This window comes from Kitasatospora sp. NPDC059408 (genome assembly GCF_042751525.1).
In the GTDB taxonomy this organism is placed as follows: Bacteria; Actinomycetota; Actinomycetes; order Streptomycetales; family Streptomycetaceae; genus Kitasatospora.
Map to the genome: position 1 here is coordinate 32516 of NZ_JBHYWI010000059.1, position 25231 is coordinate 57746.

A 25231-nucleotide genomic window follows, 5' to 3' on the forward strand; every position below is an offset into this window, starting at 1 on the left:
GGCCGGCCCCGGGCCGGCCCCGGGGGCCCCGGCCCCCCCGCCGCCCCCGGGGGCGGGCGGGCGCCCCCCCCCCCCGCCGCCGGGGGGGGCCCGCCCCCCGGGGGGGGGGGGGGCCCCCACCCCTCGTCGCCGTGCGGAGCGCGTCAGTCCAGGACGGGCAGCAGCTCCGGCAGGTGGCCGTCCGAGGCGAGCGCGGCGGCCCGGCGCTCGGCGGGCACCTCGCCGTAGGTGGTGGTGCGCTGGCGGTGCGGACGGCCCGCGGCCTCGGCGATCGCCTGGAGGTCGCGCACCGACTTGTAACTCCCGTACGCCGAACCGGCCATGCGCGAGATGGTCTCCTCCATCAGCGTGCCGCCGAGGTCGTTGGCGCCCGAGCGCAGCATCTCGGCCGCGCCCTCGGCGCCCAGCTTGACCCAGCTGGTCTGGATGTTGGGGATGTGCGGGTGCAGGAGCAGCCGGGCCATCGCGACCACGGCGCGGTTGTCGCGGGCGGTGGGGCCGGGCCGGGCGATGCCGGCGAGGTAGACCGGCGCGTTGGTGTGGACGAACGGCAGGGTGACGAACTCCGTGAAGCCGCCACTGCTGTCGGATTCAAGCGAGCGCTGCTGGATCTCCGCGAGCAGCCGCAGGTGCCCGAGCCAGTGCGCCGGGGTGTCCACGTGCCCGTACATCATGGTGGACGAGGAGCGGATGCCCAGGTCGTGCGCGGTGGTGACGACCTCGACCCAGGTGGCAGCGGGCAGCTTGCCCTTGGTGAGCACCCAGCGGACCTCGTCGTCGAGGATCTCGGCGGCCGTGCCGGGGATGGTGTCGAGGCCCGCCTCCTTGGCCCGCTGGAGCCAGTCGCGGATCGAGAGGCCCGTCCTGGTGGCGCCGTTGACGACCTCCATCGGCGAGAAGGCGTGCACGTGGATGCCGGGCACGCGCTCCTTCACCGCGCGGGCGATGTCGAAGTAGGCGGTGCCGGGGAGGTCCGGGTGGATGCCGCCCTGCATGCAGACCTCGGTGGCGCCGACGTCCCAGGCCTGCGCGGCCCGGTCGGCGACCTGCTGGAGCGAGAGGGTGAAGGCGTCGGCGTCGGTGCGGCGCTGGGCGAAGGCGCAGAACCGGCAGCCGGTGTAGCAGACGTTGGTGAAGTTGATGTTCCGGGTGACGCAGTAGGTGACGTCGTCGCCGACGACGTCACGGCGGACGTCGTCGGCGATCCGGCAGAGCGCGTCCAGGGCGGGGCCGTCGGCGTGGAACAGGGCGAGGGCCTGGTCGTCGGTGAGCCTCGCCGGGTCGTCGGCGGCGACCGCGAGCGCCTCGCGGAGGTCCCCGGCGAGCCGCTGCGGCGCGCCCTCGGCGAGGACCTGCTCGCGCAGGACCTCCCAGTCGCCGTAGACGTCCTCGAAGTCGGCCCGGCGGTCGCCGGTGCGGCCCTCGGTGTCGATGGTGGCGTGCAGGTCGGTCCGCCCGTACGACTCCGGGAGGTCCTCGGGCTCCTGCCAGGGCAGGCCGACGACCGGCGCGTGCGGGTTCGCGAGGCCGGTCGCGGGGTCGGCCAGGGCGCGCACGTGCGGCAGGACGCGCGGGTCCAGCCAGGGCTCGCCCCGCTGCACGTACTCGGGGTAGACGGCCAGGCGCTCGCGCAGTTCGAAGCCGGCCGCCGCGGAGCGCTCGGCGAGGCGCTCGATCTGCGGCCACGGGCGCTCGGGGTTGACGTGGTCGGGGGTGAGCGGGGAGACGCCGCCCCAGTCGTCGATGCCGGCCCCGATCAGCCGCTCGTACTCGCCGTCCACCAGGTTCGGCGGCGCCTGGAGGCACGCGGCCGGGCCCAGGACGTGCCGGGCGACGGCCACCGTGGCGACCAGCTCGTCGAGTTCGGCGTCGGGCATGCCGCGCATCGCGGTGTCCGGCTTGGCGCGGAAGTTCTGCAGGATCAGCTCCTGGATCCCGTGGTAGGCCCGGGAGACCTTGCGCAGCGCGAACAGCGACTCGGCGCGCTCCTCGTACGTCTCGCCGATGCCGATCAGCAGGCCGCTGGTGAAGGGGACGGAGCTGCGGCCCGCGTCCTCCAGGACCCGCAGCCGGACGGCGGGTTCCTTGTCCGGGGAGCCGTGGTGCGGGCCGCCGGGCTCGCTCCACAGGCGGGTGGCGGTGGTCTCCAGCATCATGCCCATGGAGGCGGAGACGGGCTTGAGGCGCTGGAAGTCCGTCCAGCTCAGCACACCGGGGTTGAGGTGCGGGAGGAGGCCGGTCTCCTCCAGGATGCGGATGGACATCGCGCGGACGTAGGCGACGGTGTCGTCGTAGCCGTGCGCGTCGAGCCACTCGCGGGCCTCGGGCCAGCGGTCCTCGGGCTTGTCGCCGAGTGTGATCAGGGCTTCCTTGCAGCCGAGTTCGGCGCCGCGGCGGGCCACCGCGAGGACCTCGTCGGGGGACATGTACATCCCGTGCCCGGCCCGGCGCAGCTTGCCGGGGACGGTCACGAAGGTGCAGTAGTGGCACTTGTCGCGGCACAGCCGGGTGAGGGGGATGAAGACGCTCTTGGAGTAGGTGATGACGCCGGGGCGGCCGGCGGCCTCCAGGCCGGCGTCCCGCACCCGGGCGGCGCTCGCGCAGAGGTCCCGCAGGTCCTCGCCTCTGGCCTGGAGCAGCACGGCCGCCTCGGCGGCGTCGAGCGCGACGCCGTCCCGGGCGCGGCGCAGGGCGCGGCGCATGGCGTTGGCGGTGGGGGGCGGCGAGGTCGGGGAGTCGGTGCGGTCGGCGGCGGTTGCGTCCATGCGGCGACACTACGCCAGGAGTCGTACACCGGGAGGAGCCAACCCTGAGGACGTCTCAGGGTTGACGTACCCCGGCGGTTTACCCCGAAGTGGCCCCACAGGGCGATGACGCGCGCGCGGGCCGGGCCTCTAATGGAAGGGCAAGGCAATCGGGCGGGTTCGCAGAGGAGTTGATGACGCCATGACGAATGAGACGGCGACGGGGGAGAACGTGGACGGCGGCGCGCCGTACCGCTCACGGCGGCGCACCCTGATGCGCGCGGGCGTGCCGGTGGCGGTGGCCGCGGCGGTCGCCACGGGTATCGGGCTGGTGCCCGCACTGGCCGCCGACTCCCCGCCGGACCTCCCCTCGCTGACGGCGGAGCAGGTGGTGGCCAAGGCGCTCGCCTCGGACACCCAGGCGCTCTCCGGCACGGTCTCGCTCTCGACCGACCTCGGGGTGCCCAGCCAGCTGCTCGGCGCGGCGGCCGGCGGCCTCGGTGCCGCGGCCGGGCGCGGCGGCGGGCAGGGCGGCTCGTCGGCCGATCCGCAGGCCAAGCTGCTCGGCCTGCTGGGCGGCGACCAGACGCTGCGGGTCGCGGTGGACGGGCCGGACCACCAGCGGCTCGACCTGCTGGAGAACATGGCCGGCTACACCCTGGTCCACAACGGCGACCAGGGCTGGGCCTGGGACAGTTCGACCAACCAGGCCGTGCACCTGACCGGTCAGGCCGCCAAGCACCAGGGCGCCGAGCACCCGAAGGCCCCGCTGGCCGGTGTGCCGACGACGCCGCAGGAGGCCGCCAGGCAGTTCCTGACGGAGAGCGCGAGCACCACCTCCGTCACCGTGGCCGGCACCGCCAAGGTGGCCGGGCAGAACGCCTACCAGCTGAGCGTCAAGCCGAAGCAGTCCGGCTCGACGATCTCCGAGGTCCGCATCGCGGTGGCCGCCGACAACGGCGTGCCGCTCGCGGTCAAGGTGCTGGGCACCGACGGCGGAGCCGTGCTGGACGTGCGCTTCACCGACGTCTCCTTCGCGAAGCCGGCCGCCAAGACCTTCGACTTCACCGTGCCCAAGGGCGCCAAGGTGACGGAGCACAAGGCGGACGACAAGCCGGCGGGCGAGCAGGCGGGCGGGAAGGCGGACGCCGAGCGCGGCCCGGACGGCAAGAAGGAGGCCGGCGAGCAGGGCGGGACGAACGTGATCGGCGAGGGCTGGACCTCGGTGATCGCCGCGCACCTGCCGAGCGGTCCGGAGGGCACGCCGGCGAGTGGCGCGAACGGCGCGAACGGCGCCAAGGACGGCAAGCACGGCGGCCACGGTTCGTTCCAGAACCCGGCGGCCCTGGCCAAGGCGCTCGGCAAGCCGGTCGCCGGCGGCACGCTGATCAGCACCAAGGTGCTCAACGTCCTGATCACCGACGACGGCCGGGTGTTCGCCGGCGCCGTCACGCAGTCCGTCCTGCAGAACGCGGCCGGGGTGAAGTAGGGGTGACGAAGACTCCCGTAACGGGGGACGTTACGGAGTCGGCCGGGGGCCGGGGCGCCGAGGCGCGCCCGGCCCCCGTTCCCGCTGCCGCCCCCGCCCCCGCCCCCGCCCACTCCGACGACGTGATCCGCACGCGCGGGCTCACCAAGCGCTTCCGGGGCGGCCAGCTCGCCGTCGACGGCCTGGATCTGGCCGTCCCGCGCGGCTCCGTCTTCGGCTTCCTCGGCCCCAACGGCTCCGGCAAGACCACGACCATCCGCATGCTGATGGGCCTGATCGTCCCCACCTCCGGCGTGGCGACCGTGCTCGGCGAGCCGATGCCGCAGTCCGTCGCGACCGTGCTGCCCCGGGTGGGCGCGCTGATCGAGGGCCCCGCGCTGTACGGCTTCCTGTCCGGCCGCGACAACCTCGCCCGGTTCGACGCCGCCGACCCGACGGCCGACCCGCGCACCCGCGCCCGCCGCGTCGACGAGGCGCTGGAGCGGGTCGGGCTCACCGCGGCGGCGGGCAAGAAGGCCCGCGCGTACTCGCTCGGCATGAAGCAGCGGCTCGGGCTGGCCTCGGCGCTGCTCCAGCCGCGCGAACTGCTGGTGCTGGACGAGCCGACCAACGGCCTGGACCCGCAGGGCATGCGGGAGATCCGGACGCTGGTGCGGGAGGTCGCGGCGGAGGGCACCACGGTGTTCCTCTCCTCGCACCTGCTGGACGAGATCGAGCAGGTCTGCACGCACGCCGCGGTGATGTCCCGCGGCCGGCTGGTGGTGCAGGGCACCGTCGCCGAGCTGGCCGCCCGGGCCCAGGGCCGGCTGGTGGTGCGCACGCCGGACGCCGACCGGGCCGCCGAGGTGCTCGCGGCCCACCGGGTCGCCGACGTCGTGCGCGGCGAGGACCGGGTGGACGCCGAGCTCGCGGCCGTCGACGACTCGACGCTGCCGAAGCTGTGCGCGGCGCTGGTGGAGGCCGGCGTGCGGGTGCACGGGTTCGGCCTGGAACGGGGCACGTTGGAGGACGCCTTCGTGGCGCTGACCGGGGAGGGCTTCGATGTCGCGGGCTGAGGCGGTGGCGGTCGCGCCCGGAGGCGGGTCGCGGGCCGCCGGGCGGCGGCCGCAGACGGCGTCCGGCTTCCTGGCGCTGTTCCGCAACGAGCTGCACCTGACCTTCCGCCGGATGCGGACCCTGGTGCTGCTGGCGATCCTGGCGGCGCTGCCGGTCCTGATCGGCGTGGTCATCAAGGTCAACACGGACGGCCCGCACGGGGACGGCGGTCCGAGCTTCATCGCGCAGACCACCCAGAACGGCCTGTTCCTGGTGTTCACCGCGCTCGCCGTGGCGCTGCCGGTCTTCCTGCCGATGACGGTCGGCGTCGTCGCCGGGGACTCGGTGGCGGGCGAGGCCGCCACCGGGACGCTGCGCTACCTGCTGGTCGCCCCGGCCGGGCGGACGCGGCTGCTGGCCGCCAAGTTCACCGCCGGGCTCGCCTTCTGCCTGGCGGCCACCGCGGCCGTCGCGCTGACGGCCCTGGCCACCGGCGCCGCGCTGTTCCCGCTCGGCAAGGTGACGCTGCTGTCCGGCGACACCATCGGCCTCGGCGAGGCCTTGCCGCGGGCGCTGCTGGTGGCCGCGGTGGTGGCGCTCTCGCTGGCCGGGCTGGTGGCGATCGGGCTGTTCGTCTCGACGCTCACCGGCAGCGGCATCGCGGCGATGGCCGCCACCGTGGTGCTGGTGATCACCGTCCAGATCCTGGACAACTTCCCGCAGCTGGACGCGATCCGGCCGTTCCTGTTCACCCACTACTGGCTGAGCTTCGCGGACCTGCTGCGCCAGCCGATGTACTGGGACGGCGTGCTGAAGAACCTCGCCCTGCAGGCCGGCTACGTCGCCGTGTTCGGCTCGGCGGCCTGGGCGCGGTTCTCCAGCCGGGACATCAGCGCCTGACCGCGCCTCCCAGGACGTGTCCTACCGGGTGGCCGCCGGGGCGGGGGCCGGTCGCGGCGCGCGTGCCGCGGCCGCCCGCTCCGCGCGGTCGGCCCGCACCCGGCGCAGCGCGTCCCAGGTGAGGACGGCCAGCGCCACCCAGACCAGGCCGAAGCCGGCCCAGCGCGCGGGCGGCATCGACTCGTGGAACACCGCGACGCCGATCAGGAACTGGAACACCGGCGCCAGGTACTGCAGCAGCCCGAGCATCGTCAGCGGCACCCGCACGGCCGCCGCGCCGAAGCACAGCAGCGGGATCGCGGTGATGACGCCGCTGAGCGCCAGCAGGCCGGAGTGGCCCCAGCCGTACGAGCCGGCCACCGCGTGGCCGAAGGTGCCGCGCCCGCTGACCTCCAGGTAGACCAGGTAGGCCAGGGCGAACGGGAACATGAAGGCGCTCTCCGCCGCCAGGCTCTCCACGCCGCTCAGCCCGACCGTCTTCTTCAGCAGGCCGTAGGTGGCGAAGGACAGCGCCAGGGTGAGCGCGATCCAGGGCAGCTGCCCGTACGCGACGGTGAGCACCGCGACCGCCGCCGCGCCGACGCCGACCGCCGTCCACTGCGCGACGCGCAGCCGCTCCTTGAGGACCAGGACGCCGAAGCCGATCGTCACGAGCGGGTTGATGAAGTAGCCGAGGCTGGTCTCGACGACGTGGCCGCTGTTGACCGCCCAGATGTAGACGCCCCAGTTGACCGTGATCACGGTGGCCGCGCCGGCCAGCATCGCGACCCGGCGGGGCTGGCGCAGCAGCGGGCGTATCCAGCCCCAGTGCCGCTGGAAGGCCAGCAGCCCCACGACCGCGACGAGGGACCAGACCATCCGGTTGGCCACGATCTCGTCGGCGGCGGCGGGCTCCAGCAGCGGCCAGAACAGCGGGAAGAGCCCCCAGATGCCGTAGGCCGCGGCTCCGTACCAGATGCCGTTGCCGCTCTCCTGCTTCGTTGTGTCCGGCATCTGCCGCCTGCCCTCCGCGCGCGCGTATGTCGAGGTGACGGTAGCGGGCGGGAGGGCGGCCTGTCATCTCCGTTTCCGGATTTTGGTCATGACAGCGCCCAAGGGGCGAGAACGCCCAGGTCAGGGCGGGTGCGGGTCACGCCTTGAGCGCCGCGCGGACGGACTCGGCGAGCGGAACGGTCGGGCGGCCGATCAGGCGGGCGAGGTCGCCCGGGGTGCCGGCCAGCTCGCCGCGCGCGATGCCCGCGTCGACGTCCACCAGCACCTCGGCGAAGCCCTCCGGCAGGCCCGCGCCGACCAGCACCCCGCGGTGCTCGGCCGGGGTCACGTCACGGTGCGCGACCGGCTCGCCGGAGACCGCGGCCAGCTCGGCGGCCAGCTCGGGCAGGCTCCACGCGGTGTCGCCGCTCAGCTCGTAGACCCGGCCCTCGTGGCCCTCGCCGAGCAGGACGGCGACGGCCGCGTCCGCGTAGTCCTTGCGCGGGGCGGTGGCCACCCGGCCCTCGCCCGCGCTGCCGAGCACCACGCCGCGGGCGACCGTGCCGGCCGCGTCGCCCAGGTAGTTCTCGGTGTACCAGCCGTTGCGCAGCAGGACGGACGGCAGGCCGGACTCCGCGATCAGCTCCTCCGTCGCCCGGTGCTCGTCGGCCAGCCGGAAGGTGGCCGCGCCCGGTGCGCTCGTGTAGGCGAGCAGCGCGACCCCGGCCGCCTTCGCGGCGTCGATCACGGCGCGGTGCTGCGGGATGCGGCGGCCGACCTCGCTGCCCGAGATCAGCAGCACCCGGTCGCCGGCCGCGAAGGCGTCGGCCAGGGTCCCGGGCTCGTCGTAGTCGACCACGCGGACGGCGACACCGCGCGCGGCCAGGTCGGCCGCCTTCTCGGCGGAGCGGACGGCGACCGCGACCTCGCCCGCGGGGACGGCGGCCAGCAGGCCCTCGACGACGAGGCGGCCGAGCTGGCCGGTGGCACCGGTGACGACGTACATGGGAGTGCTCCTCAGGGATGCGGTGGTGTTGCCCTCGGAACTCACCCTAGGGACTGCACTAACCTTTCGAAAGTACGCACTTCAAAGTAGGGTACTGACGTGAAGGTAATCCAGAAGCTCCCCCCGGCCGACGTCTTCGACCGCATGTGCCCGTCCCGGGGCGTGCTGGAGCACGTCACCAGCCGCTGGGGCGTGCTCGTCCTGTGGGCGCTGCGCGAGCGCGGCTACCGCTTCAGCGAGCTGCGCCGCCGGGTCACCGGAGTCAGCGAGAAGATGCTCGCCCAGACCCTCCAGACGCTGGAGCGCGACGGCTTCGTGCTCCGCGAGGCCCACCCGGTGATCCCGCCCCGGGTCGACTACAGCCTCACGCCGCTCGGGCACGAGGCCGCCGAGCTGGTCGCGGGGCTCGCGCTGTGGTCGGAGCGGCGGGTGCCCGAGGTGCTGGCCGCCCGCGAGGAGTACGACGGGCGGCCTACCGCTTCGTGACCAGCGCGGCCAGGCCGTCCAGCACGCGCGCGAGGCCGAACGCGTAGGCGTGGTCCGGGTCGTAGGCGCCGCCGTGCGCCGCGCCCGCGGCGGCGCCGACGCGGGCCGCCACCGGGTAGCGCTCGGCGTCGAAGACCCGGGCCAGCAGATCGGCGTTGGCGGCCCACCACTGCTCGTCCGTCATCGCGCTGTCCTGCTGCGCGGCCCGCTCGTCGGAGGCCATCCGGGCGCAGGTCTGGACGAAGCCGAGCACGTGGGTGAGCGCCGCGTCCAGGTCGACGTCCGGCAGGCCGGTGCCCTCGAACGCGCGCAGCTCGTACTCGTACTTGGCCATCAGGCCCGGGCCCAGCGGCGGGCGGCTGGTGGAGACCGCCGCGATCCACGGGTGGGCCCGGTGCAGCGCCCGGTTGTCGTCGGCGACGGCCGTCACGCGGGCGCGCCAGCCGTCACCGGCGGGGGCGGTGCGGGGCATCGTCGCGTAGACGGTGTCGAGCATCAGGTCGAGCAGTTCGGCCTTGCCGGGCACGTACGTGTAGAGCGCCATCGGGGACAGGCCGAGCTCCTGCGCCATGCGCCGCATGGTAACCGCGTCCACGCCCTCGGCGTCGGCGAGCGCGACGGCCGCCGCCGCGATCTCGCCGGTCGAGCGGGCCTGCCGGGGGCCGCGCCGGCCGGGCTTCTCCTCGGCGGTCAGGCCCCAGAGGAGGGCGAGGGTGCGCGCCGGGTCTCCTGCGCTGGTGCGGTCGGTGGCCATGGGGGGATCCTTTCACGGCGCCCGCTTCGTTACGGTCTCACCATGACCAGCTCCCCCGATCCGCTGCCCGGGACGGACACCCCGGAGGCCGTCCGCCACCGCGTCACCTGCCGCCGCTGCCACCGGCCGCTGCACGACCCGGAGTCCCGCATCCTGCGGCTCGGCCCCGAGTGCCGCGACCCCGCCGAGCGCGTCCCGCGGCACGACGTCGACCAGGATCCGCTGCCGGGCGTCTAGTCCGCGGTCCGGGAGCACGTGCGGGCTCACGTTCGGGGGCACGTGCGGGGTCACGTGCGGGGACACGTTCGGGGGCACCTGTGGGGTCGCCTGCGGGTCGGCGGGCTACTGGCGGTTCGACGCCGCCGACGCGCACGTGTGCCCGGAGCGGCCGAGCGGCCGAGCGCCCGAGCGCGCCTCAGCCGCGTCCGAAGAGCCGGCGCAGGAAGCCCGGCTTCGGCCGCGGTGCGGCCTCGGGCCTCGAAGGTCCCGGCTTCGCGGGCTCGGACGTCCCGTCCGCCTCGCCGGCGACGAAGCGGCGCGCCCGGTCGAGCTCCTCCGCCGGCAACCACGGCGCCGCGAGCGCCAGTTGGCCCACGGACCGCAGGATCGTCACCACCCGGGTGCGGTCCGCCTCCGCGCAGTAGCGCAGCCGCCGCCCGAGCTGGGCGGCGATGTCGGCGCGCGTCCCGGGGTGCGTCCAGCCGATCGCGACGAGCGCGAAGCCGGCCGCCTCGACCACCCAGTCCTCGGGGCCGAGCAGCAGGTCGAGCAGGACGCGGCGGCGGTCGGACCCGGCCCACGGCTGGTCGGTGCGGTGGTGGGCGATGCCCAGGCACGCGAAGGTCTGGACGGCGCGCACCCACAGCTCGGGCTGGTGGGCGAGCAGCGCCCGCCCGAGCTCGTCCTCGCGCGGCGCGGGCGGGTGCGCGAGGACGCCGACGAGGTCGTCGAGCGGCAGCCCGGCGAGCCGGACGGCGTGGTCGTAGGCGGCGGGGACGGTCGGCCAGACGAGTTCGGCGGTGGCCCGGACGAGTTCGGCGCTCGCGGCGGCGGGCGGGGCGACGGCGGGGCGCGGGTCGGTGCCGTCCCAGGTCCAGAGCGTGGTGGTGGGCTCGGCCAGCGGCAGGCGCGGGTCGGGGGTGCCGACCGACCGGTAGCCGACGGTGGTGCGCGGCAGCGCGAGGTGGACGGCCAGCAGCGAGCTGGGCGGCTCGACGGTGGAGGCCGTGCAGTCGATCTCGGTGTCGCGCGTGGTGCCGGGCGCCTCCAGCACCTGGTGGAGCACGTTGACGGTGGCCTCGGTGGCGCCGGGGACGAGGCCGAGCCAGGGTGCGCGGTGGCCGAGGCGTTCGAGGAGGTCCTGGGCGTAGTCGTGGTCGGGGTGGGCGCGGTGGTGGTCGGCGAGCGCGAGCAGGTGGGCGGCGTCCCCGTCGACGGCGTGGCGCAGTCCGTGGATCGCCGGTCCGGCCTTGGGGTGGTCGGGGTCGGCCGCGAGGACGCGCTCCAGCCAGGGCAGTCCCTCGGCGGGGCGGCCGAGCGTCCCGTACAACTCGGCGACGTCGACGGCGAGGTAGCTGCTGGAGTCGTCCTGGTCCGGCGCGACGCGGCGCAGTTCGGCCTCCCACACGGCGAGCGCCTGCTCCGGGCGGCCGTCGGCGCGCAGGGCGTTGCCGAGCATGACGGACGGCATGTAGCCGGGGGCCAGGCGGTGGGCGTGCTCGGCGAGTTCGACGGCGCGGGCGGTGGTGCCGAGTCGGCGGGTCAGGCCGGAGGCCATCGCGAGGAGCAGGGCGTGGTCGGGGTGGCGGTCCACGACGGCCCGCACGAAGGCGTCGAACGGGCGGACGGCGTCGGCGAGTTCGGCGGGCAGCGGGTCGGGCAGCCCGCCGGAGGCGCGGGCGACGGCCTGGGCGACGGCGTCCGGGTCGACCAGGCCCGGCAGGTCCTCGCGGGCCAGCCAGGCGGGCGCCCAGGGTCTGCCGGGGTCGAACTGGACGGCGGAGGCGAGCATGCCGATCGCCGCGTCCCAGTCGCCGGCCGCCGCCTCGACGTGGGCCCGGCAGACGACGGTGCCGAGGAAGACCTGGCCGTCGAGCGGGAAGAGCTCGCGAGCGGCGGCCGGGCCGCCGGCGGCGGCGCACAGCTCGGCCAGGGCCTCGTGCAGCTCGGGCAGTTGGGGGTCGGTGATCATCGCGTCGGCGAGGTGGTCGGCGGCGTGCGGCAGGTCCCCGGAGTCGATCGCCAGGCGGGCGACCGCCACTTCGCCCTCGGCTGCCAGGCGTTCGTCGCCGCCGTCCTTGCGTTCCATGGTCCGATCCCCCGTCGTGCCCGGTATTCCGCCGTGCGCGGTACGCGCGAATATGCGCGAACGAGGTTATCCCGCTCGTCCGACGACATGACGATCACCCCGACGGGCGTCGCGACGTACCCGGAGGGCCGACTTCCGGCGCCAGGCTCGTTCTAGAGTGGGACTCGTGAGCTCCCTGCCGCAGGAACCCTCGCCCCCGGCCCGCGAAAGCGACCGCGACATCGCCGTCCAGCGTCTCCAAGAGGCGTACGCCGAAGGCCACATCACGCACGAGGAGATGGACGAGCGCCTCGACCGGCTGCTCGTCGCCCGCACGCAGGGCGACCTCGTCCGGGCCCTGGGCCCGCTCCCGCCGGAGAAGCCCGGCACCACCGCCACGATCGGCGCCCTCGGCGGGCGGATCGTCCGGCGCGGCTCGTGGCGGGTGCCGCGCACCCTCAGGGTCGAATCGGCGTTCGCCCGGGTGCACCTGGACCTCTCCAAGGCGGTCATCGAGCATCCGGTGATCGACATCGTGCTGGGCCTCGGCACCGGCCGGGCGAAGATCACCGTGCCCAGGGACGCGGTCGTCGACCTGGACGGCCTGACGAGCGGCTGGAAGGACACCGTCTACCGGCCCCCGCGGAGCACCTCCGGCGGCGGGCCGACGATCCGGTTCTCCGGCGCCATGGGGTACGGGCGGCTGAGGATCCGGCACGCGCGACGCTGAGCGGCACTAGGGTCGTCGCCCGTGCCTGAACTCTCGTCACATCACCGGACCACCGCCGGCGCGTACGACGCCGTCGCCGTCCGCTACGCCGACCTCGTCCGCGACGGGCTCGCGCACCTCCCGCTGGACCGCTCGTTCGTCACCGCCTTCGCGGACGTCGTGCGGTCCGGCGGCGTTCCGGGCCCGGTCGCGGACCTCGGCTGCGGGCCGGGGTACGTGTCCGCGTTCCTGCGCGGGCTCGGCCTCGACGTCTTCGGCGTCGACCTGTCCCCCGCGCTCGTCGGGATCGCCCGCGAGACGTACCCGGGCATCCGGTTCGACGTCGGGCCGATGGACGCGCTGGAGGCGGTGGACGGGTCGCTGGCCGGGGCCGTCTCCTGGTACTCGCTGATCCACACCCCGCCGGCGGACGTCCCCTCGTACCTGGGCGAGTTCAGGCGGGTGGTGGCGGTCCGCGGGCACGTCCTGCTCGGCTTCTTCGAGGCCGAGGGAGAGCCGGTGACGCCGTTCGACCACAAGGTGACGACGGCCTACCGGTGGCCGATCGACGAACTCGCGCGGCTCGCGGGCGAGGCGGGGTTCACGGAGGTCGGCCGGATGCTGCGGGAGCCCGGCGAGAACGAGCGCTTCCGGCGCGGGCACCTGCTGCTGCGGGCCGTGTAGCGAATCAGCCCTGCGCGGCCTCGGCCTCGACCTCGACCTCGACCTGGATCGGCGGGAGGGGCTGCGCGGGGCGGGGCTTCGGCCCGGACAGGGCGCCGGCGAGCAGGAGTCCGAACCCGACCAGCTGGAAGGGCAGGGTGAACAGCGGGACCAGGTTGGCCCCCAGGACCGGATCGGTGGCGCGGATCAGCGGTTCCAACCAGAGCGTCAGGGCGACGGTGGAGACGACCGGCGCGAGTGCCATGACCAGGCAACCGGCCATGGCGAGGCGGGCGTTGCGGCCCCTCTTGCGGATGTGGTTCGCGGCGACGACGGCGCCCACGAGGGGCGTCAGGACGTCGACGGCGATGACGCCCAGGCCGATGAGGCCGGCGGTGAGTTGATCGCTCAAGGGGTTCCGATCCGGGTGCGGGACAGGGGCGGCGCGAAGATATCGGGCCTGGGGTGGGGAGTACAGCGGTTATCGGGCCGGAGGGCGGAGCGCCGCCCCGGCAAACCGGTCGCGTGCCCGGTGCGGAACTTCGTAGGATCGCGGACAGCGGGACCGCGCAATCCCGCAGGATGCGGCCCGTGGCAGAGCGGCCCATTGCAATCGATGCACCGGAGGACCCCCGTGCATCGATCCGCGGAGGAGGAGCGGCCCTGCTCCGAGTCTGCCCGTGGGTTCGAATCCCACCGGTTCCCGCATCCGCCCCGCTCTTTCGACGGCGCAGGAAGTCGGCTGGATCGACTTCCTGCGCTTTTCCGTCGGCCTGGCCGGGGCGGGGCCACCGCCAGGCTCCGGACCCTCGTCCTCGGGGCCGAGGCCGGGGAGTTCGACCACCTGACCTGAGGCCCGCCCCTCGGTCCGCACAACCGGGGGGGTACCTTCCCGATCATGAACAGAGTCCGAGCCACCAGGCTCATCGGGTCGAGCTTCGGGCTCGTCTTCGTCCAGGCCAACGCCGGCGCCCTCCCCGACCCCGTCTCCGTCCCCCTCCGGGTCCTCGCGGTCGCGGCCTTCCTCTTCCTCGGTCTCTTCAACCGCCGACCCGCTCCCGAGGCGACCACCGCTCCCGAACCCCGGTTCGGCGGTCGCTACTGGCTCGTCGCCGCCGCCGAAGTGGTGGGCATAGCCGCCGGCCTCGCCGTCATCAACAAGGCCTTCCACACGCCCACCGCCACCGTCGGCTGGATCGCCTTCGTCGTCGGCGTCCACTTCTTCGGCCTCGCGACCGCCTGGAGCCGCCCCCAACTCCGCATACTCGGCGGCTCGATGGCAGCCTGCGGCGCCGTCGGCATGGCCCTGGCCTTCCTCGGCGCCCCCGCAGCCGCCGTCTCCACCGTCGCCGGCATCCTCCCCGGCGTGTTCCTCTTCGCCTCGGTCTGGTGGTCCAGCCGGCCTCAACCGAGCTAGGGACTCGCCCTCTTCTCCAAGAAGTGCTGAAGCCGAAGGCGCTGCGTGTGAATCGCTCGGTCGGGGCGCAGGAGTCCCGCAGCTCCGGATGGACGGCGGACCGCTCGCACCGCTCATGCAGCCTGGCGGTCGCGGGTGGTGGCGAGCTCGCGGGCCGCGGCGGCGACGGCGCGGAAGTCCTTGCGGAGGATCTTGGAGTGGTTGCTCGGGACCTTGGCGCTGACCTCGATGTTCGGGTTGCGGGCGAGCACCGGTTCGAGGTTGGCGCGGAACTGCTCGATGTCCTTCTCCTTGGCGCCGAGGTTGCCGCCGGTGGCGACCACGTAGCGGGTCGGTGCGGTCAGGCGGTCGAGGACCGGTTCGAGGGCGGTCGGCGCGCAGAGTTCGATGGCCTGGAAGTTGATGTCGGCGTGCTGGGCGGCGTTCATCCGGGCGGCCATGCCGAGCGGGCGGCAGATCGGGAAGAGCGGGCTCAGGCGGCGGAACAGCTTGCGGATCTTGGCCCGCGCCGCGTCGTCGAGCCAGCCGCTCGGACTGGGCATGGCACCGTCGACAGAGACCACGCCCGCCACGCGCCCGGGGTTGCGGGCGGCCCAGTTCACCGCGACCAGTGCGCCGTACGACCAGCCCACCAGGATCGGCCGTTCCACGCCCCGCGCCGCCAGCACCGCGTCGACGTCGCGCAGGCACGCCTCGAACGAGTAGTCCGCCGACCGCGCCGACTTGCCGCGGGCCCGCTCGTCGAAGGTGATGTGCCGGTAGCCGGGGCCGAGTTCGGCGATCACGCGCCGCCAGTGCGACTGGTCCGCGTAGGACCCGTTCAGGTAGACCACCGGAGTGCCGGACCCGCCGGTGTCGGTGACGGCCAGGGCGGTGTCCTCGACCTGCACCATGCCGGTCCAAGCAGCGTGGTTGATGCTCATGGTGTGCCTCGTTTCGGAAAGTTCGGACGTGGTCGGGACGGGCGGGGCGGTTCAGATGCTGCGGGCGGTGATGTCGCCGTAGGCGGTGGTCGCCCGGACGCGCAGGTCGGCGGTGCCCTCGGCGTTCCGGAGCGAGTTGTGGATCCGGCCGTAGGAGGTGCCGGCGTCCAGCGAGGCGGACACCCCACGGGCGGCACCGACCGAGATCTCTCCGGACTGCGTCTCCAGCACGACCTCGCCGCGCACCGCCTCGCCGATGCGGATGTCGCCCTGCTGGGCGGTGACCGTGGCCGGACCGTTCAGACGGCCGACGGTGATGTCGCCGGCCTGGACGGCGAGCCGGGCCTCGGCGACCTCGGCGAGCTCCACCGTGGCCCGAGCGCCCTCGAACGCGACCTCGCCGAGCCGTCCCACGCCGCGCAGTTCGGCGTCGGCCGCCTTCGCCTCGACGCGGGATCCGGACGGCAGGTGGACGGTGACCTCGACCGAGCCGGAGTTGCCGAGCATCCGGCTCTCCGCCTCCCGGGCCGCGATCCGCAGGACACCGTCGGCGTACCCGACCTCGATCCGCTCGGCCGCCTTCACGTCACGGCCCTTGGCGGCGTCGGCCGGCCGGACCTCGACGGTGGTCTCGGCGCGGTCGGCCGCGATGAGGCGGATGCGGCCCGCGGGGACGTCGAGGACGGCGGCGACCGGGGCGGGGGTGGCGAACGTCTGCATCGTCTTCTCCTTCGATCAGCGGCGGGGCCTGGTTGCCCTCGCCGTTTCTGACGATGGAAAAGCTACGTTGCTTTCTAGTTAGCGGCAACACATTCGTTGCGAGAAACTGCCATAACAGCAGGTCAGAGCCGATAAATCGTTGCAGAGCCTCTGAAGAGTAATGCAACGAGCAGGTCCGATCGTTGCAATGCGACGCAGGTGAACGCTACGCCCCGGCCGTCGGAGGTCGGCCGACAGCCGGGGCGCGGGACCTCACCGCAGGAGGTTCAGGGCGGTCTCCAGGGCATCCTCGGCCGGGACCTTCACGTCGGGCTCCACGCCGACGCCCTCCCAGTTCGTGCCCGTCACCGGGTTGATCGAGCGGGCCGTCGGGACCGTCACCATCACGTGCGGGGCCACCGGGATGCGGGCCGTGGGGTGGGCGCCTCCCCTGGTCGTCTCGCCGACCAGCGTGCCGCGCTTCAGTGCCTTCAGGTTGTAGGCCAGTTCCTCTCCGCCCGAGAACGTGAAGCCACTGGTCAGCACGACCACCCGGCGGTCCAGGTAGCGCGGCGCGGCGAGGTGGCCCAGCGTCCAGTACTGCCGGATGCTGTCCGTCTTCCGCTCGTAGATGTCGTTGAGGTGCACCTCGTCGTTCGCGAAGAGGTAGCTGCACCACAGCTGCACGCCCTCCGGCGCCCCGCCGGCGCATTGACGCAGGTCGATAATCAACGCCTCGGTCGGCGCCAGCAGTTGCATCGCCGCCGCGAACGCCGGGCCGCCGAGCTCCGCCGGGGCGATCATCCGGAGGTCGAGGTAGCCGATGTTGCCGTCCAACTGCTCCACGCGCCGCACGCCGTAGTTGTTCGCCCGCGCGTACTGGGCGAACCGCTCCCGGGCGACGCTCTCCGGCTCCTCGTCCATCGACTGCGGCTCCTCGCTCCACAGCAGCCGCAGGTGCTTGTCGGGACACACCGCTTGCAGGTCCCGCGTCACCTGCTCGCACAGCTCCTGCTCGGGCACGCCCTCGTACGCGCCTTCGGCCAGCCGGCCGCGGATCGCCGCCTCGATCGCCGCCGTCTTCTCGGGGTACACGTAGCCGGCGGTGATGCGGGCGAGGGCGGCGTCGAGTATCGCTTCATGAGTGGTCATTCGCGCGATGGTAGGTCTCCGCCGACCGAACACCCAGCGGTTTTCACGCCCCCGGCGAGACCCCCAGCGACCGCACGGTGAGCGACTGCTGCGCGGAGCCCACCGGGCCGTGGACGTCGTGCAGGACCGTGCTGGTCAGGCCGTGGCCCGTCGGGCCGAAGGTGACGGTCGTGTCCATCCCCGTCCAACGGCCCTCGGGCTGCCGGTGGAGGTGGATGGTGAGGTCCACGTTCGGGAACATCCACTCCGTGTGGTCCTGCCGCACCGCGATCCCGTTCGCCGTGTCCACCAGGGCGACGAACGACGCGAGCGGGCCGATCTCCTCGCCCGCCACCAGCCCGACCTCACTGCCGATCCAGGCCTGGGCCCGGCCCTGCGCCAGCTCCCGGCGCCGGACGTCGATCGACGCGATGTAGCCGCCGTCCCACAGCTCGCTCATCGGCCACGGCTCGAACTCCCCGGGCCCGGCGAGGGGTTCGACCGGGCTGCCGGCCACGGCCGACGTGTCGGAGGTCGCCAGGTACCAGGCGCGGGCGCGGATCACCGCCCGCTCCCCTATGACCAGGACCGCCTCCACCAGCTCGACCGTCCGCCCCGGCCGGATGGTCTCGACGGTGATCTCGCACTCGTCGACGGCGAGCCGGCCCAGGATGTCGAAGGCGATCCGCGACAGCGCCAGTCCGCCCGCCGCGCCGGTCTGCGCCCGGTGCCGCTCGATCGCGTGGACGACGAGGCCGCCCACCGGGCTGAAGTGCAGTTCGTCGTCGTTCCAGGCGCCGCCCGCGTGGACGGTGGGCTTGAAGCGACGCTCGCCGGTGCGCTCGAAGTAGCTGTCGTTCACGCTCGCGATCGTAGGCGCCCGAACATCCGCCCGGAACGGTGACGATCCCCACACCCCCGCACGACCCCCGCAGCTCAGCGCGCCGCGACCACCAGCTCCTCGAACGTGGCGGTGGTGGTGAATCCCAGCTGCTCGTAGAGGTGGATCGCCGGGGCGTTGTCCGTGCGCACGTTCAGGCCGATGTGGGCGGTCGTCCTCGCGAGGCGGCGGCACAGCGCGGTGACGCAGGCGCGGGCGAGGCCCCTCCCCCGGGCGTCCGGGCGGGTGGTCACGTTGCCGAGGACGGCGACGCCGTACGCGGCGGAGTGGACGTGCACGCCGGCCGTGGCCAGCAGCCGGCCGTCCGCACCACGGAGGCCGACGTAGCCGCCGCCGAGCACGAGCCGCTCGTCGAACCAGGACTCGGGGTAGGCCTCGGCGAGGAGCGTGCGGAGGTCCGGGACGTCGTCGCCGGTCAACAGCGCGGGCTCGAAGGCGGGCTCGGGGAGCGAAGGCCCGTCCGGGAGCATCATGCGAAGCAGCGTCGAACGGTGCTCGACACCGTAGTCCGGTGCCAGGGCGCGGTGAGCCCCCACCGGCAGCATCGCCGTGAAGCGGCGCGGCAGGAACGGGCGCAGCTCGCCCAGGAGCGCTTCGAGCGCCGGGACGTCGGCCGGGCGGGCGAAGGCGAGCAGGACCGGGATGCCGCCGCCCGTGTAGAGCAGGGCCACCGGGCCACCGGTCGTGTACCAGGTGGTGTTGGGCCACAGCGTGTCGTCGAGGTCGCCGAGTTCGAAGAGGTGGAGCGCCGGGTCGGCCAGGAAGCGGGCGGCGAGGGCGGACCGGTCGTGCAGGCTGATGAGGGGCACTCGGTGAGGATACGGACAACCGCCGCGCCCGCTCGGTCGGGTTCGCGCGCGTCACGCCGGGAGGAAGCGCGCCCCCGGCCCCGGGGCCCGGTAGACCTCGCCGGACGGCAGGTGGGTATGGCCGGCGGCGCATTCGAGGACGAGGGCGACCGGCTCGTCGCAGGGCTCCTCGTCGCCCGCGGCCGCGTGCCGGACGACGACGCCCGGGCCCTCCTCGTCGGCGAGGTACTTGTCGCCCCACTCCAGCAGCGCGAGCAGCGTGGGCCGCAGGTCCGTGCCCTTCGGTGTCAGCCGGTACTCGAAGCGCTGCCGGTCGCCGGGCTCCTGGTACGGGACGCGGTCCAGCACGCCCGCCGCGACGAGGGCGTCCAGCCGCGCGGACAGGAGGTTGCTGGCGATGCCCAGCCGGGAGCGGAACTCGCCGAAGCGGCGCGCGCCGTCGACGGCCTCGCGCACGATCAGCAGCGACCAGCGCTCACCGACCACCGCCAGCGAGCGCGCCACCGAGCAGTTCGCCGGGTCCAGCCGCCGCTTGTCGTCCATGGGCCGATGATAACGCCCCCTGGGTTGACAATCTGAACCCAGCCCCGGCAGGCTCGGACCCGCCAACTGAGTTGAGAAAATAAAGTCAGGAGGAGCTCCACCATGCCCCTGCTCGACGTCCACATCCCCGAGGGCGCCCTGCGGCCCGGGGCCGAGGCCGCCCTGCTCGACCGCATCACCGCGATCCTGATCCGCCACGAGGGCTTCGACCCCGCCGACCCGGCCGTGCGCGAGGTGTCCTGGCTGTTCCTGCACCGGCCCGCCGCCGTCTACGTCGGCGGGAAGCCGGCCGACGCACCGCGCTACAAGGTCGTCCCGTCCGTGCCCGAGGGCCAGTTCGACGCGAAGGTCCGCGCCGGCGTCGTCGCCGACGTCACCGAGGCGATCCTCGACGCGGAGGAGGGGGCCTGGCCGCGCGACCCCGGCCGGATCTGGGTGTTCCCCACCGAGGTCCCGGAAGGGCACTGGGGGACCGCCGGGCAGGTCAGGCCCCTCGCGGCGATCCTCGCCCGGCTCACCGGGGGCGACCGCGCGCGGGCCGGCGCACTCGCCGCGCAGCGGCTCGCGGCCAGCCGGGCCGAGCACGCCGCGCTGCCGTAGAGGTCCAACAACGCGGCGGGAGCGGGGTGTTCGGCACCCCGCTCCCCCGCACCGGGCCGTGTCCCGGTATGGTCGCCGGGCTGTCACGGCGTGGTCAAAAGGCCGTCAAAGCCGTGGTGCCCGTGCGCCGGCGTGCGCTATCAACGTTCACCGAGAGGACCGCCGACCGACGGTCCACGAGCACGGGGGAACGACACGTGAACAGCTCCGCCTCCAGTACGGGCATGCGCGCGCTCGCCGGCCTCGCCGTCGTCGGCGTGCTGACGCTCACCGCCTGCAACGACAACTCGTCGTCCGACACGGCGAAGACCGCCGCACCCGCCGCCCCGACGACCGCGGCCCCGGCGACCACCGCGGCCGCGCCGTCCGCCACCCCGAGCGCCGCCGCGCCGACGACCCCGGCCGCCGCGCCCACCGCCTCCGCGCCCGGGGGCGCCCCGGCCGCCGGCACCGGCAAGGACGCCGCGGCCGGGACCACCGCCAAGATCGGCGACACCGTCCAGGTGCCGTTCAGCTCCGGCAGCACCAAGGGAAGCATCGCCATGGCCGTCACCTCGATCGAGCAGGGCACCCAGGCCGACCTGGACAGCCTCAAGCTCGGCGACAAGGCCGCGGGCATGGTGCCGTACTACATCCACTACAAGTTCACCAACGTCGGCACCACCGACCTGTCCAACAGCACCCTGACCCACATCAGGGGACTCCAGCCGGACGGCTCCGGGGCGCAGGGCGTGGCGATCTTCACGTCCTTCCCGAAGTGCACGGCCAGCCCGATGCCCCCGGGCTTCACCAACGGCCAGTCCGCCGTCGGCTGCTTCGTGTCGCTCGCGCCGGCGGCCTCCAAGGTCGCGGGCGCCGAGTACTCGGCCGACCCGTACACCATCGGCAAGGGCGTCGTCTGGAAGTGACGCCCCCGGTCTACGGGGTGCCCGCGGGCACCCCGTAGACCTTCAGGAACGCGTCGACCCCGACGGCGGCGATCCGCGCGACCTCCTGCTCCGGCACCGGCAGCGCGCCCCAGAAGGAGCGGTCGGCCACGCCGTGGAAGGTCAGCAGCGTGAACTGCTCGGCGGCCAGGGCCGGATCGTCGACCGCCAGCAGCCCGCGGGCGGCCAGGGCCGTGAACCTCTCGGCGAGGTCGCGCAGCGAGGCGATCGGGCCCGCCTCCAGCCACGCCTCCAGGACGTCCGCCGGGATGTTGGCCACCTCGGCGCGGATGGCGCGGCCGAGCGCGCCGTGATCGCCCGCGGACAGGACGGCGTGCGCGCGGTCGACGGCGAAGTCGGTGAGGTCCTGCCGCAGGTCGACGATCTTCCCGAGGCGGCGGTCGGCCAACTCGCGGATCGTGCCGGTCAGTTCGGCGGAGCTCGTCAGGGCGACCGACAGGAAGAGCGTCTCCTTGTCGGCGAAGTGGTTGTACACCGTGCGCTTCGAGACGCCGGCCTCCGCCGCGATCGCGTCCATGCTCGCGCGGACGTACCCCTCGCGCCCGAACACCGCCGTCGCGGCCCGCGTGATGGCCACCCGCTTCTCCGGGCGCCCTGCTCCGCTCGTCACCGCCACGGCGACTCCTGTCCTGAATGGGAAACTAGCCGGTGCAGTGTATAGCAGTGGGGCGAGGGCCCGGACGCGGCCGGCCGGGAAAGCCCTGCCGGGGGAGAGGACCGAGCGGGGGCGGGGGCCGGACGAGGGCGAGGGCCGCGGCCGGAAGCCGGCCCGACGGGACCGGCCGCGCGGCGCGGCGGGGCCCCGGCCGGGCGGGGTGTGGCCGGGGCGGGCGGTGGGGCCACGGGTGCCGCCGGGCGGCAGGTGCGCCTGCGGCGGCGGGCTTCGGGCCGCTCCTCCCCCGTCATCCGACCGCCCGCGCCGCGTCCGTGCGGGCCGGGAAGCCCGGGGTCCACCGGGTGGCGCCGGTCGGCAGGACGGCGAGCGCCTCTATCCCCGGCTGGGCGGCCGCCCAGGCGAGGCCCCGGTCGGGACCCATCGCGAAGGCCGCCGTCGTCCACGCGTCGACGCGCGCCAGCCGTTCGCCGACCAGGGTCAGCGAGGCGAGCCCCTGTGCCGGTCTCCCCCGGTACGGGTCGACGATGTGGGCGCCGCGCTCGGCGGTGCCCGAGGTCGCCACCGCGACGTCGTTCCCGGTGACCACGGCGACCACCTCCCCCGGCCGCAGCGGGTCCGCGATGCCGACCCGCCAGGGCCCGCCCGCCGTCTGGACGTCGCCGCCGCCGCTCACGCAGTGCCGCCCGTAGCCGGCCTCCCGCAGGGCCCGCGAGGCCTCCTCGACCGCCCAGCCCTTGACCCAGCCGCTCGGGTCGAGCACCCCGCCGGGCCGCATGGTGAAGAATCCGTCCGTCTGCGCCGCCACCTCGCGGCAGCGGGCCAGCACCTCCGCGACCTCGGGGTCGCACGCGCCGAGGGCGATCTCCCCGCGCTCGAACCGGTTGATGTCGCTGTCCTCCCGATAAGGGGAGAAGACCTCGTCGATCCGGTGCAGCCGCACGACGATCCGGGCGAGCAGGTCCTCCAGTTCCCGGCCGCCGCCGTGAACGGCGAAGGAGAAGACCGTCCCCATCACGTGCTCGGCGTGCCTGCGCACCTCCGCCGTCATGAGCCGGCCTTGTCGAGGGCGCTCTGCAGCGAGCGGGTGTAGCCGTCGCTGGTGTAGGTGGCGCCGGAGACGACGTCGATCGCGGCGCTCTGGGCCGAGAGGGCCTCCTGGTTGAGCACCGGCAGGGCGTAGCTGTTGATGGACCGGTCCCGCCCGCTCTCGCTCGGGTACCTGACCACGTCGATCCTGGTGATCTTCTTGCCGGCGAGGGTCACCTTGACCTGGACCGGCCCGTACCGGGTGTCGACGGAGTCCCCGGTGATCGCGCGGGTGCCCGAGGTGTCCGAGGCTTGCGCGGGCGGCGCCGAGGAGGTGCCGGACGTACCGCCGGAGCCGCCCGAGCTGCCGGAGCTGCCGGAGCTGCCGGAGCTGATCGGGGCGGCGGCGCTCGCGGCGCCCTGGTGCGGCTTGAGCGACAGCAGCAGGATCACGCCCGCGGCGGTGGCGCTGCCGACGACGACGGCTCTGCGCACGGTGGGTACTCCCCTTGCTCGTCGGGAACGGTCGGGAACGGTCAGGGACTTGGGACTTCGGGGACTTCGGGGACTTCGGGGCAGGGACGGTCAGAAGCCGAAGGCCTCGTGGTGGATCCGGCGCACGCCGGCCGCGTGCAGGGCCCGGACGGCGTCCGCGGAGAACTCCTCCGGGCCGCAGAGGAACACCTCGTGCCGGGCGAGGTCCGGGACGAGCCGGCGCAGCACGGCCCCGAGGTCGCCGACCTCGGCGCGGGTGCCGACCACCGGGTGGACGGCGCCGCCGCGGCGGGCGGCGATCGCGGCGAGCTCGTCCTGGAACAGCAAGTCCTCCGAGCGGCGGGCCCGTTGGACCAGCGTCACCTGGCCCGGCAGCGTCTCGAACAGCGCCCGCAGCGGGGTGATACCGACCCCGGCCGCCAGCAGCAGCACCTTGCGCCGCCGCTGTCGCCGCCCGGTGAACGCGCCGTACGGGCCCTCGGCCCGCACCGGGGTGCCGGGCTCCAGCTTCGCGACGGCGGCGCTGTGCTCGCCGAGGTCCTTGACGGTGAAGCGCAGGAAGGGCGGGCGCACCGGCGCGGACAGCGAGTACGGGTTGGCGGTCCAGCGCAGGCCGGGCGCCTTGAACTCCAGGCGGAAGAACTGCCCGGGTTCGGCCCGCAGCCGCTCCACCTGCTCGCCGACGAGGAACACCGACACGACTCCGGGGCCCTCCAGCCGCACCTCGGCCACCCGCAGCCGGTGCCGCCGGTCGCGCAGGTAGGGCAGCGCCAGCCGGTACCAGCCGAGCACGGCGAGGGTGCCCAGGTAGAGGGCGTACCAGGCCGGGCGGGCGGGGCCGTCGCCGAGGTCGGCGCCGGTGGTGAGCTGGTGGCCGAAGGCGAGCGCGACGGCGAGGTAGGTGGCCAGGTGCAGGTAGTACCAGGCGTCGTAGCCGAGGCGGCGACGGGCGATCCGGGCGGAGAGCGCGCCGGTGGCGAACAGCAGGAGCGTCCCGGCGGTGGCCTTGAGCATGTCGGGGTAGTGGAGGACGATGTCCACGCCCTCCCCCACCACCCCGCGCCCGTCGGTCAGCGCGTAGCCCCACACGATCGTGAGGACGTGCACGGTGACCAGGCCGACCAGGTAGCGGCCGCCGAAGCCGTGCCAGCGGGCGAGCCGGTCGGCGCCGACCTCCCGCTCCAGCAGCGGGATCCGGGCCATGAGGAGCAGCAGGACGGGCGCGGCGTACCCGGCGAGCAGGCCGGAGATCCGGCCGGCCCCGCTCAGCCAGCCCGCGGCGCCGGACACGAAGGCCGTGTCGCGCCACCACAGAGCGAGCACGCCGAGCGCGCCGAGGGCGACGGCGGCGAGCACCGCGCCGGGGACGAGCTCCTCCGGAGCCCGGTGCCGGACCGCCGCGGGCGGCCGTGTGACGGTGGCGGCCATTGCGTGCCCCTCCTCTCGCCTCCGGGTGCCTCTCGGGGAGCGCCATTGTGCTGGCGGGAATTCAACGAGGCCTGAGCCCGCCGTCCGCCGTGCCCGCGAACGCCCCCGAACGACCCGGAAAGCCGGGCATCACCGCAGGTCAGGAGCGTCTTTTCGGGAAGCGCTTTTCTCACCGCCTTCTCATCCGCGACAATCGGCGCCACGGCCGACGGCGCCCGGGCGGGGAAGTCGCCGGGAGACCGCGGAGAGCCCTCGGCCCGAAACCTGCGCCGAACAGGGGTGCTATATGCTGCGCTCGATCTCTACACCCGTGTAGAGGAAACCTGTACGCGAGCCTGCCCCCGACCGACAGCGGGAACCGGCCGGCCGAACGCCGACGTCCAGTCATCGACAGCGACCACGACGCCGTCCCGCCGAGGGACCGGGTGAGGCCGCCGCCGTGGCACACGGGCGCGGCAGACACCGGGGGTGAGTGCGTGGCTGGAAGACGAGGACGGACGTCCTCCGCCCAGGAACCGGAACGGCGGCCGGGACGGCCCGCGGCTCCCGAGCCGTCCGCGGCCCCCGGGCGCGGCGCGGCGGCCGGACGGTCCGCCGCGGCGGGCCGGAGCGCCGCACCGGCGCGGAGCCGCCGCCCCGGCGGCGCCCTGC

26 protein-coding genes are annotated in these 25231 nt (G+C 74.3%); 10 read left to right on the top strand and 16 right to left on the bottom strand.

Going from position 1 to position 25231, the window contains the following annotated elements:
* Positions 1-143: 143 nt before the first annotated feature.
* Entirely contained in the window at positions 144-2765 is a 2622-nt protein-coding gene (locus ACFXDE_RS31200; RefSeq protein WP_380497990.1) for a bifunctional FO biosynthesis protein CofGH, read from the bottom strand.
* Between the two features lie 181 nt (positions 2766-2946).
* Between ACFXDE_RS31200 and ACFXDE_RS31205 the strand changes: the two genes are divergently transcribed.
* From ACFXDE_RS31205 to ACFXDE_RS31215, 3 genes are read left to right on the top strand one after another with little or no spacing between them, the layout of a single operon-like run.
* A complete protein-coding gene (locus tag ACFXDE_RS31205) occupies positions 2947-4233 on the top strand; it encodes an outer membrane lipoprotein carrier protein LolA (RefSeq protein WP_380497991.1) in 1287 nt (428 codons plus the stop codon).
* A gap of 2 nt (positions 4234-4235) precedes the next feature.
* On the top strand, positions 4236-5288 hold the full coding sequence (locus ACFXDE_RS31210; protein WP_380497992.1) for an ATP-binding cassette domain-containing protein: 1053 nt from the start codon (positions 4236-4238) through the stop codon (positions 5286-5288).
* Positions 5275-6168 carry an ABC transporter permease gene (locus tag ACFXDE_RS31215; protein WP_380497993.1) on the top strand — a complete coding sequence of 298 codons (894 nt, stop codon included), beginning with the start codon at positions 5275-5277 and terminating at the stop codon, positions 6166-6168. Before ACFXDE_RS31210 ends, ACFXDE_RS31215 begins: the two co-directional genes overlap by 14 nt.
* A 21-nt stretch (positions 6169-6189) precedes the next feature.
* On the opposite strand, the gene rarD is transcribed toward ACFXDE_RS31215, so the two are convergent.
* On the bottom strand, positions 6190-7161 hold the full coding sequence (gene rarD / locus ACFXDE_RS31220) for an EamA family transporter RarD (RefSeq protein ID WP_380443783.1): 972 nt from the start codon (positions 7159-7161) through the stop codon (positions 6190-6192).
* A gap of 136 nt (positions 7162-7297) precedes the next feature.
* Complete coding sequence (locus tag ACFXDE_RS31225) at positions 7298-8146, bottom strand: SDR family oxidoreductase (RefSeq protein WP_380497994.1); 849 nt, start codon at positions 8144-8146, stop codon at positions 7298-7300.
* Between the two features lie 144 nt (positions 8147-8290).
* Between ACFXDE_RS31225 and ACFXDE_RS31230 the strand changes: the two genes are divergently transcribed.
* Entirely contained in the window at positions 8291-8632 is a 342-nt protein-coding gene (locus ACFXDE_RS31230; protein WP_380443842.1) for a winged helix-turn-helix transcriptional regulator, read from the top strand.
* On the opposite strand, the gene ACFXDE_RS31235 is transcribed toward ACFXDE_RS31230, so the two are convergent.
* The gene (locus tag ACFXDE_RS31235; RefSeq protein ID WP_380443779.1) at positions 8619-9386 is read right to left on the bottom strand and encodes a TetR/AcrR family transcriptional regulator C-terminal domain-containing protein; all 768 of its coding nucleotides are present in this window, start codon (positions 9384-9386) and stop codon (positions 8619-8621) included. The genes ACFXDE_RS31230 and ACFXDE_RS31235 overlap by 14 nt on opposite strands.
* A gap of 42 nt (positions 9387-9428) precedes the next feature.
* Between ACFXDE_RS31235 and ACFXDE_RS31240 the strand changes: the two genes are divergently transcribed.
* Positions 9429-9623: a DUF6011 domain-containing protein gene (locus ACFXDE_RS31240; protein WP_329932154.1), complete on the top strand. Its 195-nt coding sequence runs from the start codon at positions 9429-9431 to the stop codon at positions 9621-9623.
* 178 nt (positions 9624-9801) lie between these two features.
* On the opposite strand, the gene ACFXDE_RS31245 is transcribed toward ACFXDE_RS31240, so the two are convergent.
* Entirely contained in the window at positions 9802-11694 is a 1893-nt protein-coding gene (locus tag ACFXDE_RS31245; RefSeq protein WP_380497995.1) for a hypothetical protein, read from the bottom strand.
* A 166-nt stretch (positions 11695-11860) separates the two neighbouring features.
* On the opposite strand from ACFXDE_RS31245, the gene ACFXDE_RS31250 reads away from it, so the two are divergent.
* Positions 11861-12403: a DUF1707 domain-containing protein gene (locus ACFXDE_RS31250; RefSeq protein WP_380497996.1), complete on the top strand. Its 543-nt coding sequence runs from the start codon at positions 11861-11863 to the stop codon at positions 12401-12403.
* Between the two features lie 21 nt (positions 12404-12424).
* Complete coding sequence (locus tag ACFXDE_RS31255; protein WP_380497997.1) at positions 12425-13066, top strand: class I SAM-dependent methyltransferase; 642 nt, start codon at positions 12425-12427, stop codon at positions 13064-13066.
* Between the two features lie 4 nt (positions 13067-13070).
* On the opposite strand, the gene ACFXDE_RS31260 is transcribed toward ACFXDE_RS31255, so the two are convergent.
* A complete protein-coding gene (locus ACFXDE_RS31260) occupies positions 13071-13457 on the bottom strand; it encodes a hypothetical protein (protein ID WP_380497998.1) in 387 nt (128 codons plus the stop codon).
* A 486-nt stretch (positions 13458-13943) separates the two neighbouring features.
* Between ACFXDE_RS31260 and ACFXDE_RS31265 the strand changes: the two genes are divergently transcribed.
* Positions 13944-14462, top strand: coding sequence for a hypothetical protein (locus ACFXDE_RS31265; protein WP_380497999.1), 519 nt, complete (start codon positions 13944-13946; stop codon positions 14460-14462).
* Between the two features lie 113 nt (positions 14463-14575).
* On the opposite strand, the gene ACFXDE_RS31270 is transcribed toward ACFXDE_RS31265, so the two are convergent.
* From ACFXDE_RS31270 to ACFXDE_RS31295, 6 genes are all read right to left on the bottom strand, one after another.
* Positions 14576-15385 carry an alpha/beta fold hydrolase gene (locus ACFXDE_RS31270; RefSeq protein ID WP_380498000.1) on the bottom strand — a complete coding sequence of 270 codons (810 nt, stop codon included), beginning with the start codon at positions 15383-15385 and terminating at the stop codon, positions 14576-14578.
* Between the two features lie 51 nt (positions 15386-15436).
* Positions 15437-16105, bottom strand: coding sequence for a DUF4097 family beta strand repeat-containing protein (locus ACFXDE_RS31275; RefSeq protein WP_380498001.1), 669 nt, complete (start codon positions 16103-16105; stop codon positions 15437-15439).
* A gap of 252 nt (positions 16106-16357) precedes the next feature.
* Positions 16358-17236: a S41 family peptidase gene (locus ACFXDE_RS31280; protein ID WP_380498002.1), complete on the bottom strand. Its 879-nt coding sequence runs from the start codon at positions 17234-17236 to the stop codon at positions 16358-16360.
* A 43-nt stretch (positions 17237-17279) separates the two neighbouring features.
* Positions 17280-18077 carry a thioesterase family protein gene (locus ACFXDE_RS31285; RefSeq protein ID WP_380498003.1) on the bottom strand — a complete coding sequence of 266 codons (798 nt, stop codon included), beginning with the start codon at positions 18075-18077 and terminating at the stop codon, positions 17280-17282.
* A gap of 74 nt (positions 18078-18151) precedes the next feature.
* On the bottom strand, positions 18152-18925 hold the full coding sequence (locus ACFXDE_RS31290; protein ID WP_380498004.1) for a GNAT family N-acetyltransferase: 774 nt from the start codon (positions 18923-18925) through the stop codon (positions 18152-18154).
* Between the two features lie 51 nt (positions 18926-18976).
* The gene (locus ACFXDE_RS31295; protein WP_380498005.1) at positions 18977-19468 is read right to left on the bottom strand and encodes a winged helix-turn-helix transcriptional regulator; all 492 of its coding nucleotides are present in this window, start codon (positions 19466-19468) and stop codon (positions 18977-18979) included.
* Positions 19469-19570: 102 nt separating this feature from the next.
* On the opposite strand from ACFXDE_RS31295, the gene ACFXDE_RS31300 reads away from it, so the two are divergent.
* Together ACFXDE_RS31300 and ACFXDE_RS31305 are read left to right on the top strand one after the other, a co-directional pair.
* A complete protein-coding gene (locus tag ACFXDE_RS31300; RefSeq protein WP_380498006.1) occupies positions 19571-20068 on the top strand; it encodes a hypothetical protein in 498 nt (165 codons plus the stop codon).
* A 197-nt stretch (positions 20069-20265) separates the two neighbouring features.
* Positions 20266-20976, top strand: a complete 711-nt coding sequence (locus ACFXDE_RS31305) for a hypothetical protein (protein WP_380498007.1) — start codon at positions 20266-20268, stop codon at positions 20974-20976.
* 10 nt (positions 20977-20986) lie between these two features.
* Here the strand turns inward: ACFXDE_RS31305 and ACFXDE_RS31310 are convergent, their stop codons facing one another.
* The 4 genes from ACFXDE_RS31310 to ACFXDE_RS31325 form a co-directional block, all read right to left on the bottom strand.
* Complete coding sequence (locus ACFXDE_RS31310) at positions 20987-21625, bottom strand: TetR/AcrR family transcriptional regulator (RefSeq protein ID WP_380498008.1); 639 nt, start codon at positions 21623-21625, stop codon at positions 20987-20989.
* Between the two features lie 292 nt (positions 21626-21917).
* Positions 21918-22679 carry an FAD:protein FMN transferase gene (locus ACFXDE_RS31315; protein ID WP_380498009.1) on the bottom strand — a complete coding sequence of 254 codons (762 nt, stop codon included), beginning with the start codon at positions 22677-22679 and terminating at the stop codon, positions 21918-21920.
* Complete coding sequence (locus ACFXDE_RS31320) at positions 22676-23152, bottom strand: FMN-binding protein (protein ID WP_380498010.1); 477 nt, start codon at positions 23150-23152, stop codon at positions 22676-22678. Before ACFXDE_RS31320 ends, ACFXDE_RS31315 begins: the two co-directional genes overlap by 4 nt.
* Before the next feature lie 90 nt (positions 23153-23242).
* Complete coding sequence (locus ACFXDE_RS31325; RefSeq protein ID WP_380498011.1) at positions 23243-24580, bottom strand: ferric reductase-like transmembrane domain-containing protein; 1338 nt, start codon at positions 24578-24580, stop codon at positions 23243-23245.
* Between the last annotated feature and the right edge of the window lie 651 nt (positions 24581-25231).

What these genes read in the sequence shown, in the direction of transcription:
- rarD (WP_380443783.1), bottom strand. Translation starts at nt 7,161, where the DNA reads ATGCCGGACACAACGAAGCAGGAGAGCGGCAACGGCATCTGGTACGGA.
- ACFXDE_RS31265 (WP_380497999.1), top strand. Translation starts at nt 13,944, where the DNA reads ATGAACAGAGTCCGAGCCACCAGGCTCATCGGGTCGAGCTTCGGGCTC.
- ACFXDE_RS31200 (WP_380497990.1), bottom strand. Translation starts at nt 2,765, where the DNA reads ATGGACGCAACCGCCGCCGACCGCACCGACTCCCCGACCTCGCCGCCC.
- ACFXDE_RS31245 (WP_380497995.1), bottom strand. Translation starts at nt 11,694, where the DNA reads ATGGAACGCAAGGACGGCGGCGACGAACGCCTGGCAGCCGAGGGCGAA.
- ACFXDE_RS31230 (WP_380443842.1), top strand. Translation starts at nt 8,291, where the DNA reads ATGTGCCCGTCCCGGGGCGTGCTGGAGCACGTCACCAGCCGCTGGGGC.
- ACFXDE_RS31225 (WP_380497994.1), bottom strand. Translation starts at nt 8,146, where the DNA reads ATGTACGTCGTCACCGGTGCCACCGGCCAGCTCGGCCGCCTCGTCGTC.
- ACFXDE_RS31235 (WP_380443779.1), bottom strand. Translation starts at nt 9,386, where the DNA reads ATGGCCACCGACCGCACCAGCGCAGGAGACCCGGCGCGCACCCTCGCC.
- ACFXDE_RS31315 (WP_380498009.1), bottom strand. Translation starts at nt 22,679, where the DNA reads ATGACGGCGGAGGTGCGCAGGCACGCCGAGCACGTGATGGGGACGGTC.
- ACFXDE_RS31300 (WP_380498006.1), top strand. Translation starts at nt 19,571, where the DNA reads ATGCCCCTGCTCGACGTCCACATCCCCGAGGGCGCCCTGCGGCCCGGG.
- ACFXDE_RS31280 (WP_380498002.1), bottom strand. Translation starts at nt 17,236, where the DNA reads ATGACCACTCATGAAGCGATACTCGACGCCGCCCTCGCCCGCATCACC.
- ACFXDE_RS31270 (WP_380498000.1), bottom strand. Translation starts at nt 15,385, where the DNA reads ATGAGCATCAACCACGCTGCTTGGACCGGCATGGTGCAGGTCGAGGAC.
- ACFXDE_RS31205 (WP_380497991.1), top strand. Translation starts at nt 2,947, where the DNA reads ATGACGAATGAGACGGCGACGGGGGAGAACGTGGACGGCGGCGCGCCG.
- ACFXDE_RS31295 (WP_380498005.1), bottom strand. Translation starts at nt 19,468, where the DNA reads ATGGACGACAAGCGGCGGCTGGACCCGGCGAACTGCTCGGTGGCGCGC.
- ACFXDE_RS31325 (WP_380498011.1), bottom strand. Translation starts at nt 24,580, where the DNA reads ATGGCCGCCACCGTCACACGGCCGCCCGCGGCGGTCCGGCACCGGGCT.
- ACFXDE_RS31275 (WP_380498001.1), bottom strand. Translation starts at nt 16,105, where the DNA reads ATGCAGACGTTCGCCACCCCCGCCCCGGTCGCCGCCGTCCTCGACGTC.
- ACFXDE_RS31215 (WP_380497993.1), top strand. Translation starts at nt 5,275, where the DNA reads ATGTCGCGGGCTGAGGCGGTGGCGGTCGCGCCCGGAGGCGGGTCGCGG.
- ACFXDE_RS31240 (WP_329932154.1), top strand. Translation starts at nt 9,429, where the DNA reads ATGACCAGCTCCCCCGATCCGCTGCCCGGGACGGACACCCCGGAGGCC.